The organism is Acidimicrobiales bacterium (assembly GCA_035547835.1).
Classification (GTDB): domain Bacteria; phylum Actinomycetota; class Acidimicrobiia; order Acidimicrobiales; family Iamiaceae; genus DASZTW01.
On the sequence record DASZTW010000019.1, the window covers coordinates 165874 to 182954 of the forward strand.

General features: G+C 71.2%; 16 protein-coding genes. 9 read left to right on the forward strand and 7 right to left on the reverse strand.

Going from position 1 to position 17081, the window contains the following annotated elements; all coding sequences use genetic code 11:
* Positions 1-18: 18 nt before the first annotated feature.
* Together VHA73_15570 and VHA73_15575 are read left to right on the forward strand one after the other, a co-directional pair.
* Entirely contained in the window at positions 19-669 is a 651-nt protein-coding gene (locus VHA73_15570) for a hypothetical protein (protein HVX19442.1), read from the forward strand.
* Positions 670-814: 145 nt separating this feature from the next.
* Entirely contained in the window at positions 815-1486 is a 672-nt protein-coding gene (locus tag VHA73_15575) for a ferritin-like domain-containing protein (protein HVX19443.1), read from the forward strand.
* Between the two features lie 70 nt (positions 1487-1556).
* On the opposite strand, the gene VHA73_15580 is transcribed toward VHA73_15575, so the two are convergent.
* The gene (locus VHA73_15580; protein ID HVX19444.1) at positions 1557-2648 is read right to left on the reverse strand and encodes a medium chain dehydrogenase/reductase family protein; all 1092 of its coding nucleotides are present in this window, start codon (positions 2646-2648) and stop codon (positions 1557-1559) included.
* Between the two features lie 79 nt (positions 2649-2727).
* Between VHA73_15580 and VHA73_15585 the strand changes: the two genes are divergently transcribed.
* The 3 genes from VHA73_15585 to VHA73_15595 all read left to right on the forward strand — a co-directional run bounded on the left by VHA73_15585 (position 2728) and on the right by VHA73_15595 (position 5647).
* Positions 2728-3870: a nitronate monooxygenase family protein gene (locus VHA73_15585; GenBank protein ID HVX19445.1), complete on the forward strand. Its 1143-nt coding sequence runs from the start codon at positions 2728-2730 to the stop codon at positions 3868-3870.
* Positions 3867-4895, forward strand: a complete 1029-nt coding sequence (locus VHA73_15590) for a hypothetical protein (GenBank protein ID HVX19446.1) — start codon at positions 3867-3869, stop codon at positions 4893-4895. Before VHA73_15585 ends, VHA73_15590 begins: the two co-directional genes overlap by 4 nt.
* 62 nt (positions 4896-4957) lie before the next feature.
* Positions 4958-5647, forward strand: a complete 690-nt coding sequence (locus VHA73_15595) for a TetR/AcrR family transcriptional regulator (GenBank protein ID HVX19447.1) — start codon at positions 4958-4960, stop codon at positions 5645-5647.
* A 34-nt stretch (positions 5648-5681) separates the two neighbouring features.
* On the opposite strand, the gene VHA73_15600 is transcribed toward VHA73_15595, so the two are convergent.
* Entirely contained in the window at positions 5682-6122 is a 441-nt protein-coding gene (locus VHA73_15600) for a PaaI family thioesterase (GenBank protein HVX19448.1), read from the reverse strand.
* A 65-nt stretch (positions 6123-6187) separates the two neighbouring features.
* On the reverse strand, positions 6188-7111 hold the full coding sequence (locus tag VHA73_15605; GenBank protein HVX19449.1) for a formate/nitrite transporter family protein: 924 nt from the start codon (positions 7109-7111) through the stop codon (positions 6188-6190).
* 193 nt (positions 7112-7304) lie between these two features.
* Between VHA73_15605 and VHA73_15610 the strand changes: the two genes are divergently transcribed.
* Positions 7305-8441, forward strand: coding sequence for a uroporphyrinogen-III synthase (locus VHA73_15610; protein ID HVX19450.1), 1137 nt, complete (start codon positions 7305-7307; stop codon positions 8439-8441).
* Positions 8442-8447: 6 nt separating this feature from the next.
* Here VHA73_15610 and nirD read toward each other — a convergent pair whose 3' ends face one another.
* The 4 genes from nirD to VHA73_15630 form a co-directional block, all read right to left on the reverse strand.
* Positions 8448-8846, reverse strand: coding sequence for a nitrite reductase small subunit NirD (gene nirD, locus VHA73_15615; protein HVX19451.1), 399 nt, complete (start codon positions 8844-8846; stop codon positions 8448-8450).
* Positions 8843-11362, reverse strand: coding sequence for a nitrite reductase large subunit NirB (gene nirB, locus VHA73_15620; protein ID HVX19452.1), 2520 nt, complete (start codon positions 11360-11362; stop codon positions 8843-8845). Before nirB ends, nirD begins: the two co-directional genes overlap by 4 nt.
* 367 nt (positions 11363-11729) lie before the next feature.
* Entirely contained in the window at positions 11730-12275 is a 546-nt protein-coding gene (locus VHA73_15625) for a hypothetical protein (protein ID HVX19453.1), read from the reverse strand.
* Positions 12268-13164: a DUF2786 domain-containing protein gene (locus VHA73_15630; GenBank protein HVX19454.1), complete on the reverse strand. Its 897-nt coding sequence runs from the start codon at positions 13162-13164 to the stop codon at positions 12268-12270. Before VHA73_15630 ends, VHA73_15625 begins: the two co-directional genes overlap by 8 nt.
* Before the next feature lie 387 nt (positions 13165-13551).
* Here VHA73_15630 and VHA73_15635 point away from each other — a divergent pair, with 387 nt between their 5' ends.
* From VHA73_15635 to VHA73_15645, 3 genes are read left to right on the forward strand one after another with little or no spacing between them, the layout of a single operon-like run.
* Positions 13552-13926: a DUF488 family protein gene (locus VHA73_15635; GenBank protein ID HVX19455.1), complete on the forward strand. Its 375-nt coding sequence runs from the start codon at positions 13552-13554 to the stop codon at positions 13924-13926.
* A 55-nt stretch (positions 13927-13981) separates the two neighbouring features.
* On the forward strand, positions 13982-14725 hold the full coding sequence (locus tag VHA73_15640) for a beta-phosphoglucomutase family hydrolase (protein HVX19456.1): 744 nt from the start codon (positions 13982-13984) through the stop codon (positions 14723-14725).
* Complete coding sequence (locus VHA73_15645; protein HVX19457.1) at positions 14722-17073, forward strand: glycosyl hydrolase family 65 protein; 2352 nt, start codon at positions 14722-14724, stop codon at positions 17071-17073. Before VHA73_15640 ends, VHA73_15645 begins: the two co-directional genes overlap by 4 nt.
* The last annotated feature ends 8 nt before the right edge of the window (positions 17074-17081 follow it).

The following is a 17081-nucleotide window of genomic DNA, read 5'->3' on the forward strand; positions in this document are numbered from 1 at the left end:
ACGGAGCGGAATGCCGAGATGAAGACCGATCCGATCGTCCGACCCGGGCGGATGTGGTCGTGGCTGGCGGCCGCGCTCGCCACGTGCCTGCTGGCCCTCACCACCATGGCCGGGTCCCCTCCCGCCGGCGCGCAACAAGCGCCCGGGCCAGGCGCGCCGTCCCCGTATCACGACCCCTCGTTCACTTGTCACGTCTACGACTACGGCACCCGACCCCCGACGATCCCGGGGCCGGCCGACGATCCGCTGTGCGTGCGGTACGACAAGCGCAACATCGATCTCGGCACCCCCGGGTTCGTCGACTTCCTGCAAGCCGAGCCGGGCCGCGTCGCGATCGTCGCGGGCAAGTGCGGGTACTGGCAGCAGGACCGTTGGGAAGTGCGCATCCCGCTGTTCCGCACGCCGCTCGTCGAGTGGTCGGGGTCGTACTGGTACGACGGCCGCACGCTCCAGGCGGGTGCCGCGGCCCGTGCGATGAAGGTCGCCGGCCAGCCAGTCGGCGGCCAGGCGTTCCTCTCCGCGATCGCGTCGCTGTTCGGGTCTGCGGCTGCGAGCCGGCTCGCGCCGTACGTTGACGCCGGCGGCGGAGGCGGGATCAGCTACGACATCCCGTTCGGGTCGCAAGCGGCCCTGTTGCTGCGAGCCGCCTGCGGAGCCGGGCATCGATGACTGCTGCGACGTCTCGTGCTGCCACCGAGCCGCTGCTCGACGGAGCCCGTCGTCCACCCGGTCCCGGTCGAACGCTCCCCGTCGACCGTCACCACACCCACGTCACGTTCGACGTCTGTTCCGTCACCGACTTGGAGGTCCACCAATGACCAAGACATCCGGCCCCAACACGCCCGCAGCGTCCACCGCGATGATCCGCGTGCTCGGCGCCATCGCGTACGGCGAGCTCAAAGCACACGAAGAAGCCCGCGCCAATGCCGAGGCGGCCACGACCGACGCCGAGCGCCAGGCGTGGGAGCGCGTCGCCGCGCAGGAGCTCGGCCACCATCGGGGCTTCCTCCACCGGCTCGAAGCCCTCGGCGCCGATCCTGAGCGCGCCATGCGCCCGTATCGAAGGCTGCTCGACCGCTACCACGGCCAACAGCCCCGCGGCACCGTCGAAGCGGCCGTGTGGTCGGTGCTGGGCGAGGGCATCGCCGAAGACCTGCTGCTCTGGCTGCGCCGGGTCTCCGATCCCGACACGTCTGCGTGGATCGCGAACGTGCTGAAGGACGAGGAGGAGCACGAAGCCGGCGCCCAGCAGCGAGCGCTCGCGGTCGTCTCGGCGAACCCGGTCAACCGCGTGCGCGCGGTCGGCGCGCTGGTCACGATGCTCGGACGGATGCTGCGCAGCACCGAGCCCGGTCCACTGCCGCTGCGGGTGTTCGTGGAGGTCGGCCGGCCCCACGAGCTGGTGGCCGGCATCACCCGCGGCTACGCGCGGCGAGCCGGGATGGTCGGCGCGGCGGCGATCGGTCGGCGTGCCGCGGCGGCCTGAGTCACCGCTCGCCCCCGTGATGGCGTCGCGATCTGACTGGTCGGAGCCCACGCCGCCGGGAGGTGCGCCGTCAGGGGCGGACCACGCCGTGCACGGGTGGTAGGTCACCCTCGCCTGCCATCGACCGGAGCAGGCGTTCAACCCCGTCGAGCCCCACGACCGCGCGGGGGAGTGCGCCGAATGGGTAGCGGTCGGCGACCAGCAGGTCGACCGCAGCCCGGTACGCCACGACATCGACGCCGAGCGCGCCGAACACTTGCAGCTCCTTGTAGACGACAGCGTCGGGCGAGAAGCCCGGCGCCTCACCGCCCCCGCGGGTGCCGGCGACGACCACGCGCCCGCCTGCCCTCGCCAGGCGGATGGCCTGCGCGAACGCCGCCGGTGCCTTGGCCGTGACGTCGACCACCACGTGTGCGAGCCCGCCGGTCGCACCGTGCAGCGCCTTGACCGGATCGTGGCGCTCGACGTCGACGGCGAGATCGGCGCCGAACTCGGCCGCTATCGCGAGCCGTCCCTCGTCGCGTGGTCCACGACCGGTGACCATCACGAAGCCCGCACCTGCTTCCCGTGCCGCAGCTGCCGCGCACAGCCCGCGGATGCCCGGACCCAGCACGGCGACGATCTCGCCGGGGCTGGTTGCCGGCACCGTGACGGCCCACCGGATCCCGGCGCCGAGCGGGTTGAACAACGTGGCGAGCACCGGGTCGAGCGTCGCGGGCACCGGGAGCAGCATCGAGTCCGGCGCCAAGTACTGATGCTCGGCGTAGCCACCCCACAGCCCGGGTGGCTCGTCGACCGCCTTGAAGCCGTACATGTCGCCGATGCCGTGCACATCGCAGTGCCGGTAGTTGCCGGCGCGGCACGGGTCGCAGCTGCGACACGACTGGAACACCTCGAGCGCGACCCGGTCGCCGGCCTGCACGCCCCAACGGGCCGACGCCGCCGTGCCGATCTGTTCGACGACGCCCACGGTCTCGTGGCCGGGCACGAACGGGAAGCCACCGTGGAGCTGGCCGGTGTACTGCTCGTGGTCGGTGCCGCACAGCCCGCACGCTTCGACGCGCACCAACCCGTCGTCATCGCCGAGCTCCGGGTGGGGCAGCGATCGCGGGCGGAACTGGCGCGGCGCCTCGAGTACGAGTGTGCGGGAGCGGTTCGTCATCCGGGCCATCCAGCGGGTCGGGTCAACTCACGTCTTACAATTGATTGACAAGTCAGTCAATAGCTCTTAGCGTCGGATCATGCAGACAGCGATCGCTTCGCAGCTCGGCATCGAGTTCCCGATATTCGCTTTCAGCCACTGCCGCGACGTCGTGGCCGCGGTCTCGAAAGCCGGTGGCCTGGGCGTGCTGGGTGCGGTTGGCCACACCCCCGAGCTGCTCGACACGGAACTGACCTGGATCGAGGAGCACTGCGGCGGAAAGCCCTTCGGCGTCGACCTGCTGTTGCCGTCGAAGTTCGTCGGCGCCGACGCGGGCGGCCTCGACGCCAAGCAGGTGGGCGACCTGCTGCCAGCCGAGCACCGGGCGTTCCTCGATGACCTGCTCGAGCGGTATGGGATCGAGGTCCCGCCCGCGGAACAGCGTCTGCCCACCGGCGCAGGTCTCAACGTGTCGCGGCGCGGCTACGAGCCGTTGCTCGACGTCGCGTTTCAGCACCCGATCGCGCTGATCGCGAGCGCGCTCGGGTCCCCGCCTGTCGACCTCGTCGAGCGCGCCCACGGCAACGACGTGATGGTCGCCGCGCTGGCCGGCACCCGAGACCACGCGGTGCACCACGCCGAGGCGGGCGTGGACCTGATCGTGGCCCAGGGCACCGAAGCCGGTGGTCACACCGGCGAGATCGCCACGATGGTCCTGGTCCCGGAAGTGGTGGACGCCGTGGCTCCCACGCCGGTGCTCGCTGCCGGCGGCATCGGGCGCGGCCGCCAGATCGCGGCCGCCCTCGCATTGGGCGCGCAAGGGGTCTGGTGCGGTTCGGTGTGGCTCACCACTGAGGAAGCCGAGACGGCACCGGTGGTGAAGGAGAAGTTCCTCGCTGCCGGCTCGGCCGACACCGTGCGGTCCCGGTCGCTGACCGGCAAGCCCGCCCGGATGCTGCGCACGGCGTGGACCGACGAGTGGGACCGGCCCGACACGCCTGACCCGCTCGGCATGCCGCTGCAGACCGCGCTGGTCAGCGACCCGCAGCTGCGCATCCACCTGGCGTCCAACGATCCCGACGCGCCGGCTCGCCAGTTGGCGACGTACTTCGTGGGGCAGGTGGTCGGCTCGCTCGACCGCGTCCGCCCGGCGGGAACCGTGGTGCTCGAGATGGTCGATGAGTTCATCGACGCCGTCCAGGGGCTCGAGCAACTCGTCGGTGGGGCCAACGGCGACCGATGACGATCGACCCGGGCCTGCCGCGGTGGGACGGTCGTGCCGGGCGGCTGGAGGTCTGGTACGTGACGTTCACCGACGCCGACGGCACCGGCTACTGGATCCACCAAGAGGTGGTCGCCCCCACAACCACTGCTGTGAGCGCTCAGCCACCCACCAGGTGGTCAACTGCTCACAACACGGATGTTGGGGGTGATGGACCGAGGGTGGTGGGATGGCTGGCCGTGTTCCCGCCGGACGGATCGCCGGAGCTCGTCCGGTTCGGGCCTGCGCCGGTCGAGCGGTCTGCGGCGGCGGACCCGGCGGCGGGCACCGGACGCTCGGGTGCCGGCGACTGGTGCCGGGTGGGCGACAACGTGATCGGGGCCGGCTACGTGCGCGGCGCGGCAGGCAAGTGGTCGTGGGATCTCGAGTTGGAGGGTGGCGAGCCACCGCTGTGGACGTTCCCGTCGTGGTCCTGGCGGCGCGAGGTGTTGCCGGGCTCGCAAGTGCTCGCGCGGCCGGGGGCCGCGGTGCGGGGCAAGGTCGTCGGGCCCGGTGGGGTGCGGGACCTCGATGCTCGCGGCGCGCTGGCACGCATCTACGGTCATGGGAGCGCTCAGCGCTGGTGCTGGCTGCATGCGGATCTCGACGGCGGCGGCACCCTGGAAGTGGTGGCTGCCACCCCGCGCCGACCAGGTCTGCGGCGCCTTCCGCTGGTGCCCATGGTGCAGTTGCGTTTGCCGGGCGAGCCCGATTGGCCTGCGCACGGGCTGGCGGCAGCGGCACGGTTCCGGGCCCGGGTCGACGGTGATCGCTTCACCGTGCGCGGCGCGGTGGGTCACCGTCGGCTGTCCCTCGACGTGCACCTCCCGGCGCAACGCTGCGTGTCGGTTGGTTACGTCGACCCCGACGGTGCGACCGCCACGTGTGTGAACAGCGAGCGCGCCGACGCGGTGGTGGTCGTCGAGGACTCGGCGGCGAGGTCGGGGTCCGAGCGCCGGTGGACGCTCGCGGCCCGAGCGCACGCCGAGATCGGCAGCCGACCGTGAGCGGATCCGTCGCTCGGACAGGTCCACGGGAGCTGCACAAGGGGGTCAGTAGGGTGGCATCGGTGACGACCAAGAGCGGCAAGGCCACGCGTCGGCGGCGTGCCAGCAGCGACGAGGAGAAGTCGCAACGGCGCGACGAGATCATGGCCGCCGCCAAGCAGGTGTTCGCGCGCAAAGGGTTCCACGCCACGACCATCGCCGACATCGCCAAGGCGGCAGGACTGTCCTACGGCTCGGTGTACTGGTACTTCGACTCCAAAGACGAGCTGTTCCACGCGCTGATGGAGGTCGAGGAGCACGCCCTGCGCGATCACTTGGCACGCTCTCTGGCGGATCCGGCCGCCACCGTCGACGACTTCTTCCGCATCGCCGTGCGCTCCACGTTCGAGTTCTTCGAGTCCGATCGCGACACCGTGAAGCTGCTGTTTCGCGACGCGCTGGCGTTCGGCGACCGCTTCGAGAAGCACCTCGGCGGCATCTACGAGCGCTTCATCACCGACATCGAGGCGGCGATCATGGTGGCCCGCGAGCGTGGCGACATCATCGACCTGCCGCCCCGCATGGTGGCGTTCACGCTGGCGTCGCTCATCGGCCAGCTCGCCCATCGCCGCCTGACGACCGATGACGGCGTGCCGGCCAGCGCAGTGGCCGACTTCGTGGTCACGCTCGTCCTCGACGGCCTGCGCCCGCGGACGCCCGCCGTCGCCGCCGCCCGCGCGCCGGCATCGTCCCGCCGTCGTACGGCCACCTGAGCGGATCTCGTGCGGTCACCCGATCCGGCAGCGGTCACACGATGCGGTACGTGAGATGGCCGTGCGCCACCGGCGTGCCGTCGGGGTCGGTGGCGGTCATCTCGCAGAAGGTCAGCTCCCGGCCCCGCTTCACGGCCCGGGCATGGACCACGAGGTCGGTGCCCTTGCAGACCCCGACGTACTGCAAGGACATGCTGACCGTCGAGGCGCGGGTGCCCTTGGAGAAGTCGTGGTTCGACCACGCGGCGGCCGCGCCCGCCGTGTCCATGACCGTGGCGATGACGCCGCCGTGGTACACGTGGCCGTCGTTGGTGAGCTCGGCACGGAAGGGGAGCCGGAGCGTGACCTCGTCGGGCTCGTAACGATCGAACACCAGCCCGAGCCCTGACAAGTAAGGCGTCGAGCCCATGACGTCGGGGATCGCCTTGCGGTAGGCGACCTGATCCTCGTCCGACATCGTCGGGCCGTCCGCCATCTGCGCACCTCGCGTGTGTTGACTGACATGTCAGTCTACTTCGGCGTGGGTTGCGGGCCGAGCCGCTACTCGGCCGGTGCCGGCGACAGGCGAGCCCCCTGCGGGACGAGCGCGGGCCGCTCGAGCTGGCCCTCGAGCTCGTCCATCGGGTCGAGCTCCCGCCGTGAACCGGCGGCGGCCGGTGAGATCCTCGCCGCGCGAGTCGAACGGCCGATGTAGGCGTAGGCCAAGCCCACCAGCGCGCCGCCACCGACGATGTTGCCGGGAACCGACCACACCAGGTTGTTCCACAGGCTGTGCCAGTGGCCGTCGCCGCTGAACGCCGCCAACGACAAGACGGTCATGTTCGCGATCGAGTGTTCGAACCCCGAGGCGATGAACGCCAGCAGCGCCCACCAGAGGCAGATCAGCTTGGCCGCGTCGCTGGTGGCGCGGGCGGCCATCCACATCGCCAGGCACACCAAGAAGTTGCACAGCACGGCCCGCAGGAACACCTGACCGCCGGTGAGGTGGTCTTTGCCGGCCACGATCGACGCGAGCGCGGCGTGGGCGGGCCCGGCCTTGCCGGGGGTGGCGCCGCTGTCGAGGATGCCCGAGCCGTTCACCAGCGCGGCGAACGCGACCGAGCCGATGAGGTTGCCGACCAGCGAGGCGACCCACACGCCTACCAGTTGCGCCGTCTTGATCCGCTTGGCGACCATGCCGATGACCATCACCATGTTGTTGCCGGTGAACAGCTCGGCGCCGGCGAACACCACCAAGGTGAGGGCCACGCCGAAGACGGAGCCCTGTACGAGCTTGGTGCTGGCGGAGTGGCCGTTGATGAGCGGCGCGCTCACCATCAACAACAAGATCACCGCCACGCCGATGAAGGCACCCGCGAGAGCCGAGCTCGCGAGGTAGCGCAACGGACTTCGCAGGAGTTGGTCGGCTTTGTCGGCCGCGAGGTCCTCCTGTGACCGGAGGGCGTCGGGTACGGGGGTCGGCATCGTTCCTCCATCAATTGTCGGCAGTGGGTTTCGCCGACCCATTGGGACAGACGTGCGTTTCGTGGCCGTGTCCCGTCGCGCAAGGGCGGGTGACGGCCGGCCGACATGTGACGTCTCGCACCGTGCGGCGGTGGTAGCGGTGCCGAAACGGCCGGTTAACCGAATGGAAACGAACGTCCAGCACACTGGAGCGATGGACCTCCCGTTGCGCGGCGCGACCGTCGGTGTCACCGCGGACCGTCGCAGCGGCGAGCAGTCCCTGTTGTTGGAGCGTCTCGGCGCCAAGGTCCTCCACGCCCCCACGATCCACACGCTGCCCCTCGTCGACGAAGGCGACGGTGGTGAGCTGGCCCAGCTCACCGAAGCGCTCGCGCTCGACCCGCCGGTCGCCGTCGTGCTGACCACCGGCATCGGCGTACGGGGTTGGCTCAGCGCGGTCGACGCATCAGGGACGCGCGACCGGCTCGACCGGGTCTTCGCGGGCGCGGACCTGTGGGTGCGCGGCCCCAAGGCCGCCGGTGAGCTGACGGTGGCCGGCCATGAGATCTTCGCGAGCGCCGCCTCCGAGCTCGGCGCCGAGCTGGTCGCCCGGGTGGCGGCGCGATACCCGGCAGGCAGCCGGGTCGCCGTGCAGATCGACGGATCGGCCGATCCGGTGTTGGTCACCGCGCTGGCCGAAGCCGGCTTGGACTCCGTGGCGGTCCGGGTCTATCGGTGGACCGACCACCCGGACCTCGAGCGAGCCGGGCGGCTCATCGAGACGATCGTCGAGCAGCGCGTCGACGCAGTGACGTTCACGAGCTCACCGGCGTTGACGCGCCTGGTCGACCTCGCCGACCGCTCCGGGCTCGGCCCGCCGCTGCGCGCCGCGTTCCACGAGGAAGTCGCCGCGGCGGTGGTCGGACCTGCGTGCGCCGCGACGGCGCGCCGCGTGGGGATCGTCCCGGCGGTGGAGCCCGATCGGGCGCGCCTCGGCGCCATGGTCGAGGCCGTGGCGCAGCACCTCGCGAGGCCCCGCTTGCTCGATGTGGCCGGCGAGCGGTTGGCTCTGCGGCGGGCAGCCGTGGTGGTCGGTGACCGGGTGGTGGAGCTGCCGGCACGGGAGCGCAGCGTGCTCGAAGTGCTGGCAGCCAGGCCAGGTGCGGTGGTGTCACGCCGCACACTCGGTCAACGGGCGTGGCCCGACGGCTGGGCCGATGACCACACCGTCGGCGTGACCGTCACCCGGCTGCGCCGCCGCCTCGGGCGGCTCGGGAGTGCCGTGGAGACGTCGCCGCGCCGGGGCTACCGCCTCGTCGCGACGGCGCTCGGCGCCGACGTCAGCGCTTGACCCCGCTCACCGGCCGGTGCCGACGAACACGGCGCCGCCGTGGACTCGCACGTCGTGGCTGGCCACGGGGTCGCCGCCGGTGAGGCACTCGCCGGTGGCGAGGTCGTAGCGGTGCTTGTACATCGGTGACGCCACGTACTTGCGCCCGGCGGTGTCGCCCAGCAGGCCGCGGCTGAGCACCGGTGCGCCTGACGCCGCTGGGTCGACGTTGTCGAGCGCGTAGATGACGCCGTCGTCGGTGAGGAACATGGCGATCTGGCGGCCGGCAACCAGGGCGGCCACGCCCGAGCCGCGGCGAAGCGCGTCGACACCGCACACCTTGGTCCAGCGGGCGGCGCTCGCCGGCGTGGCCGGGGAACCGCCCAAGTCGGCATCGTCGAGCGCGTCGGCAGAGAGATCGGTCATGGGAGTGCTCCTGCGGGTTCGGGTTGGCGCTGGCCGCGGATGCGGACGTACTGGGCGGTCTCGTCCAGCGAGTCGGTGTTGACGAACGGCTTGAAGCGTTCGAGGCGGGCCGGGTCAGCCAGTGTCTCGGCCCATTCGCAGGCGTACGAGTCGACGTGGTGGGCCATGGCGGCGTCGAGCTCGTCGCAGATGCCGAGAGCGTCGTCGATGATCACTCGACGGAGCTGTTCGATCCCGCCGTCGAGTTTCGAGAGCCAGGTGGCGGTTCGTTCGAGCCGGCCGGCGGTGCGGATGTAGTACATGAGGAAGCGGTCGATCGTGCGGACCAACGTCTCGGTGTCGAGGTCGGTCGCCAGCAAGTCGGCGTGGCGCGGTCGCATGCCGCCGTTGCCGCCCACGAACAGGTTCCAGCCCCGCTCGGTGGCGATGATCCCGAAGTCCTTGCCTTGGGCCTCGGCGCATTCGCGTGCGCAACCCGACACGGCGGACTTGAGCTTGTGCGGCGCCCGCAGTCCCCGGTAGCGGAGCTCGAGCTCGATGGCGAGCTGCGTCGAGTCCTGCACGCCGAACCGGCACCAGGTCGAGCCGACACACGACTTCACCGTGCGCAGCGCCTTGCCGTACGCGTGGCCCGACTCGAAGCCTGCGTCGACCAGGCGACCCCAGATGGCCGGCAGCTGGTCGACCCGGGCGCCGAACAAGTCGATCCGCTGGGCGCCGGTGATCTTGGTGTACAAGTCGAACTCACGAGCGATCTCGCCGATCACGATCAGCTGGTCGGGGGTGATCTCACCGCCGGCCACGCGTGGCACCACGGAGTACGTGCCGTCGCGCTGGATGTTGGCGAGGAATGCGTCGTTGGTGTCCTGCAAGGTGGCCTGCTCGCCGTCGAGGATGTGGCCGCTGTCGAGTGACGCCAACATCGAGGCGACGGCCGGCTTGCAGATCTCGCAGCCGGTGCCCGTGCCGAACCGCTCGACGAGCTCCGCGAACGTCCGGATGCCGGTCACGCGCACCACGTCGAACAACTCGGCGCGGGACTGCGCGAAGTGTTCGCAGAGCCGGTCGACCACCACTTCACCCCGAGCCCGACGCTCGGCGCCGAGCAGCTCGGTGATGATCGGGACACACGATCCACAGCCGGTTCCAGCGCCCGTGCACGCCTTGATCGCGGGCACGTCGGTCGCGTCGTTCTCGTGGAACGCCGAGCGAATGTCGCCCGCGGTGACGTTGTGGCACGTGCACACCAGGCTCGAACCGTCGAGGGCGCCGAAATCCGTCGGCGCCTGGTGGCCCGTCACCAACACCCCCGGATCGTCGGGCGCTGCGAGTGTGCCTCGGGCCATCTGCACCAAGGTGGGGTAGAGGCTGGTGTCGCCGACCATCACCGCGCCCACGAGCTCGCCGCCGGCGCCGATCAGCAGCTTGCGGTAGACGCCGGCGATCGGGTCGCGGAAGGAGACTTCCTCGACGTCGTCACGGGCATCGGCCCGGACTTCGCCGACCGACGCGACGTCGACGCCGAGCAGCTTCAGCTTGGTCGACGGGTCGCCGCCGTCGTACGGCTCGGCGTCGAACCCGGCCAGCCGGTGGGCCAGCACTTTGGCCATGGCGATGCCGGGGCCGACGAGACCCACGACCTTGCCGGCGTGGCAGGCCACTTCGCCGATCGCGTGCACGCCCGCTGCCGACGCCGCCATCCAGTCGTCGACCACGACGCCGCCCCGCCCGCCGATGGCCAGACCAGCGTCGCGGGCCAAATCGTCACACGGGCGGATGCCGGCTGCGCAGATCACGATGTCTGCTGCCAAGGTGTCGCCGTCCGCGAGTCGCAGCCCCGACACCCGGCGACCGTCCGACTCGATGGCCTCCACCATGGCGGCGGTTCGCACGGCGATGCCGAGGCGGATCACGTCGCGGGCGAGCATGGCCGCGCCGGCCGCGTCGATCTGGGCAGCCATCAGGTGAGGAGCCACTTCGACGACTTCGACATCGTCGACGCCGGCGAGTTGCAGCGCGTGCGCCGCCTCGAGGCCGAGCAGGCCGCCGCCGATCACCACGCCGCGCCAGGCTTTGGCTGCGTCGGCGCGGATCCCCTCGACGTCGGCGAGGGTGCGGTAGACGTGCACCCCGGGGGTGTCGGCACCGGGGATCGGCGGCACGAACGGGCGTGAACCGGTGGCCAGCACGCACTCGTCGTAAGGGAGGTTGACGCCGCCGCGGGCCCGCAGCACTTTGGCGTCGGCGTCGAGGTGCTCGACCCGCCGCCCGAGCCGCAGCTCGATGCCGTGGGCGTCGTACCAGTCGGGGCCGGCAAGGGTGAGCGTGGCCTCGGTCTGGTCGTCGAACAAGCCTGACAAGTGGACGCGGTCGTACGCGGGGCGGCGCTCCTCGCCGAACACCACCACTTCGAAGCGGCGGTGGAGGTCGAGAGCGACGAGCTCTTCGAGGAACCGGTGCCCGACCATCCCATTGCCGACGACGACCAGGCGGGGGCGGCGCGGGGGAGAGGCCATGCGTGCAAGTCAACGCGGCCGCGATTTCGCCCGGGTTGCCGCGATGTGAAGGCCGGTTGTCGACCATCGCACACGCTCCTGCGGGCGTTGTGCGGTCGAGGTGGCAGTGGTCACGGCGGCATCGGGGCGAGTGCGCGGACGGCTGGGGCGGGTGGCGCACGGCTGGAGCCCGCTCACGGCCGGTTGGCGTGAGCGGCGGACCCGACCGGTGACGCACTCGGCTTGCGGGAAGGCGGGGGGCCGGCCGCGGCCGACGGCCGGGTGGTCCGCGGCCGGGTGGTCCGCGGCCGGGTGGTCTGCGGCCGGGTGGTCTGCGGCCGGGTGGTACCCGACGCTCGTTCGTTGCCGGTGGGTCGTTCGTTGCCCGTCAGGCGCCCCGCTCGGCCAGGTTGTGGAGCTCGGCGATGCCGTGTGGCATGCCGTGTGGTGTCGGCGGCTGCCACGGCGGCGGATCCGACGGAGCTGCCGTTGCCGAGAGACCGTGGAGGTCATAGGCCCGCGCCAACATCGCGGCACCGACGGGGCCGAGCACCCGGCTTGCGACAGCGAGGTGCGCCCCTCGGAACAGCGAGCCGTGCCCTGGCGCGGTCGGATCGGTCCGGTGGGCCAACACGTGGGCGTGCTCGTGGCTGAGGGTGACCCACGTGCCGTGGCCGGGTGCGACCCGGATGGAGTGCTGGTCGGCAACCGACACCGAGCTCGACACCGCCGCATCGCGCCGGGCCTTCACGACCACCGGTCGGCAGCCTCCGGTGGCCGCCACCCACCACGGATCGTCGGCGATCCGTTCGGCGGCGGCTTGTACCGCGAGCCACCCCATCGGCTCCTCGTAGCGAGAGTGGGCGAACGCGGTGGACTCGGCGCGGTACACCCGCGCCCGCTCGCGGTCGACAGCGCGCCGGGTCTCAGGCACCTGCCGCGCCGATCTGCCCGCGTGGCCGTCCGCCGATCGAGTCGTTCAGTGGCGCCCGGTCGGCCGCGGAGCGCCCGGCACCGGCCGCGTGGGCCGAGTGCTGGACGGGCGACGGTTGACGGGCCTTGCGCAGCCTGCCGTAGCGGCTCGAGATCCAGTCGTCGGCTGCGTCGGTGCGGTCGCGGATCGCCAGCGCGACCGTGGCGACCGGTGTGGACTGGGCCTCTGCCGCGTCGCGCTGCGCCCGGTCCGAGAGCTCGCGGAGACGGGCGTCGATCCGGTTGAGGTACGAGGCCAGGAACGAGCGACGCCAACGGATGGTGGCGCCGCCGGAGCCGGTCCTCGGGGAGTCGGCCATCATCGCCCGGGCCGAGTGGATGGCGAGGGCGCCGTACAACGAGACCGCGCGATCCACATCGGCGCGGTGGCCGACGACCGTGGCGACGGTGCCGTTCCACGCCGCAGCGGTGAGCGTGCGGCAGCAGTGATGCTCGCTCACGCAGGCCAGCAGTGCGACGCGGAGGCGGACGTAGTGCCCGGTGCCGACCTCGATGGACTTCTCGATGACCGGGTCGGCCGCGGTGGTGCCCTTGCGGGCACGGGCGAGCAGCACGTCGTCGATCTGCCACCGGGCCATCAGGTCGGCGGCCCGGGCGAGGAACGTCTCGGCTTCGGCCGGGTGGTTGGTGGCCTCGGCCTGGGCGAGCAGCTTGACGATCTTCGAAGCGCGTGCGTCGGTGGTCGACGCGCCGTGGCGCGACGTTCGCTCGCTGGACGGATCGGTCGAAGGTCGGCCCGCGGCTGGGTCGATGGGCGCTTCAGCGGCTGGTCGGTCGTCGGCCAGGTGGTCGTGTGCTCGGTGGTCGCCGGGCGGGTCGGTGGCGCTCACGTGGTTGTCTCCTCTCGGGCGTTGGGCGGCTCGGGGAGCACCAGCCCGGTGGCGGTCCGCCACGGGTGATCGGTCACCCGCCGATTATGGACCCCCCCTGCGACAGCCCACGCCCCGACCTCACGGACCGGGCATGGGTCCCACCCCTGCGATGGGGTTGGGGCATCCCCCCCGCTGTTGTGAGCACCTGGCGACCTCCACGGTGGCCAAGTGCTCACAGCACGATGGGGTTGGGGCGTCCCACCCGCTGTTGTGAGCACCTGGCGACCTCCACGGTGGCCAAGTGCTCACAGCACGATGGGGTTGGGGTGGGCGCGAGTGCGTGCTGGTCGGGGGGTCGGTCTGGCATGGTGGAGGTCGACTCCGCCCGGGAAGGAGGCCGTCAACGTGGGTACCAACAAGGTGCAGGTGCGTCGGGTGTACGACGAGCCGTTGCCCACCGACGGCAGCCGGGTGCTGGTCGACCGGGTGTGGCCCCGCGGGCTTCGCAAGGACGCCGCGGCGCTCGACGAATGGTGCAAGGACGCGGCGCCATCCACCGAGCTGCGCAAGTGGTACCGCCACGACCCCGACCGCTTCGACGAGTTCCGGGCCCGGTACACCCACGAGCTGCGCGACGCGGTGCGGGCGGCCGCGTTCGACCACCTTCGATCGCTCGCAGCAGACCGACCCCTCACCCTCCTGACCGCGTCGAAGGCGGCCGACATCAGCCAAGCGCAGGTCCTGGCCGACCTTCTGACACGGCCCGATGGAAGTGAGTGAGCGTGGCGCTCGGTCTGGCCGACCTTCTGACGCAGCCCAACGGAAGGGAGTGAACATGGCTCTCGGTCTGCCCGACCACGTCCGCGCCTGCCTGTTCGACCTCGACGGCGTGCTCACTCAGACCGCCAAGGTCCACGCAGCCGCGTGGAAGCAGATGTTCGACGAGTACCTGCGGCGACGGGCGGAGCAGCGCCACGAACCGTTCGTGCCGTTCGACGTCCACGACGACTACGACGCGTACGTCGACGGCAAGCCCCGTGCCGACGGCACCCGCTCGTTTCTCGCGTCGCGTGGCATCCACCTCGCCGAGGGCCACGCCGACGACGCGCCCTCGGCCGACACGGTCAACGGTCTCGGCAATCGCAAGAACGAGTTGGTCCTGGCCATGATCCGCAAGGACGGAGTCGAGCCGTACGCCGGGTCCGTGCGCTACCTGAAAGCGGTCCGCGAGGCCGGCTTGCCAACGGCGGTGGTGTCGTCGAGCGCGAACTGCAAGGACGTGCTGGTCGCCGCCGGCATCGAGCAGTACCTCGACGTGCGGATCGACGGGATCACGGCCCGTGAGCAGCGCTTGGCGGGCAAACCGGCGCCCGACACGTTCCTGGCGGGCGCCAAGGCCCTCGGCGTCGAAGCCGCCGCGGCCGTGGTCTATGAGGACGCGCTGGCCGGTGTGGCCGCCGGGCGCGCCGGCAAGTTCGGGTTCGTGGTGGGCGTCGACCGGGCGAACCAGGCCGCCGAGCTGCGCGAGCACGGCGCCGACCGGGTGGTCGAAGACCTGGCGGAGCTGCTCGCACGATGATCGAGCAACCGGCCTTCACCGTCGAGCCGTGGGGTGTGCGCGAGATCGGCATCGACCTCGACCGGATCGCCCAGATGGAATCCGTCTTTGCCCTGTCCAACGGACACATCGGTTGGCGCGGCAACCTCGACGAGGGCGAGCCGCACGGTCTGCCGGGCTCGTACCTGAGCGGGGTGTACGAGGTGCGCCCGCTGCCGTATGCGGAGGCCGGCTACGGCTACCCCGAGTCCGGCCAGACGGTCGTCAACGTCACGAACGGCAAGATCATCCGGCTGCTGGTCGACGACGAGCCGTTCGACGTCCGGTACGGCCAGGTCGCCAGCCACGACGTCGAGCTCGACTTTCGGGCCGGCGTCGTGCGCCGCACCGTCGACTGGATCTCGCCGGCCGGTCAGCAAGTGCGGATCTCCTCGACGCGAATGGTGTCGTTCGTGCAGCGGGCCATCGCCGCGGTGCGCTACGAGGTCGAAGCGGTGGGCGCGCCGGCCCGCGTCGTGGTCCAGTCCGAACTGGTCGCCAACGAACAGCTTCCCGCCGCCGGCGGCGACCCCCGCGTGGCTGCCGCCATCACGACGCCGTGGCAAGCAGAAGCCCATTCCAGCAACGGCACGCGGGTGAACCTGGTGCATGCCACCAAGCGCAGCGGGCTTCGTATGGCCGCTGCGATGGACCATGTGATCGAAGGTCCCGGGCCCAAGATCACCTCGGAGGCGTCCGACGACCTCGGGCGGGTCGCGGTGACCGCGGAGCTCGCAGCGGGTGAGCGGCTCACGGTCGTCAAGTTCGTGGCGTACGGCTGGTCGGCCGAGCGTTCGGTGCCGGCGGTGCGCGATCAGGTCGACGCGGCGCTGACGCTGGCGGTGCACACCGGCTGGGATCGGCTGGCCGCCGACCAGCGCTCCTACCTCGACGACTTCTGGAGCCACGGCGACGTGGATCTCGAGGGCGACACCGAGATCCAGCAGGCCGTCCGTTTCGCTCTGTTCCACGTGCTGCAGGCGGGTGCCCGGGCAGAGGGTCGAGCGATCGCGGCGAAGGGGCTGACCGGCCCGGGCTACGACGGCCACGCGTTCTGGGACTCCGAGACGTACGTGCTGCCGATGCTCACGTACACCTCGCCCAGCGCAGCGAAGTTCGCGCTGGCGTGGCGCCACTCCACGCTGCCCGCGGCGCGCGAGCGCGCCCGTCAGCTCGGCCTGCGTGGCGCAGCATTCCCGTGGCGCACCATCGGGGGGGAGGAGTGCTCGGGGTACTGGCCGGCGGGGACGGCGGCGTTTCACATCGGCGCCGACATCGCCGATGCCGTGGTCCGCTACGTGTGCACCACCGGCGATCGCGAGTTCGAGGCCACGGTCGGCCTCGAACTGCTGGTGGAGACGGCACGTCTGTGGCGATCGCTCGGCCACCACGACGCGCACGGCGCGTTCCGGATCGACGGGGTCACCGGTCCCGACGAGTACAGCGCGGTCGCCGACAACAACGTGTTCACGAACCTGATGGCGCGCCAGAACCTGCAGGCGGCGGCTGCCGCCGCCGAGCGCCACGTCGATCCGGCGCGCCGCCTCGGCGTCGACGACGAGGAGATGGCGAGCTGGCGCGACGCGGCCGACAAGATGACCGTGCCGTACGACGCGGACCTCGGCGTGCATCCCCAAGCGGAGGGTTTCACCGCGCACGAGACATGGGACTTCGAGCACACGCCCGCGGCCAAGTACCCGCTGCTGTTGCACTTCCCGTACTTCGACTTGTACCGCAAGCAAGTGGTGAAGCAGGCCGACCTCGTGCTGGCGATGCAGTTGTTCCCTGACGAGTTCACCGCCGAGGAGAAAGCTCGCAACTTCGGCTACTACGAGCGGATCACCGTGCGCGACTCGTCGCTGTCCGCGTGTTGCCAAGCCGTGATCGCGGCCGAGGTCGGCCACCTCGACCTGGCGTACGACTACCTGGGCGAGGCGGCGTTGATGGACCTCGACGACTTGGAGCACAACACCCGCGACGGCTTGCACATCGCGTCGCTGGCGGGCGTGTGGATGGTGCTCGTGGCCGGCTTTGGTGGTCTCCGGCGCCGCGGCGACCACCTGTGCTTCGCGCCCCGCCTCCCGGAGGCGTTGAGCAGCCTGCGCTTCGCGCTCACGGTCGGCAAGGCGTGCCTGCACGTGCGCTTGACCCCGCAGGAAGCGGAGTACTCGATGGAGGGCGAGTCGATCACGGTCTGGCACGAAGGCGAACAGATCGAGGTGCCGGCGGACGGCTCGGTGCGACGCCCGATGGCGTCGTTGCCGGCGTTGCCCCGCCCCACGCAGCCGCACGGGCGGGCCCCGCGCCAGCGACGGCCGCCGCGCAACTGAGACTCGCC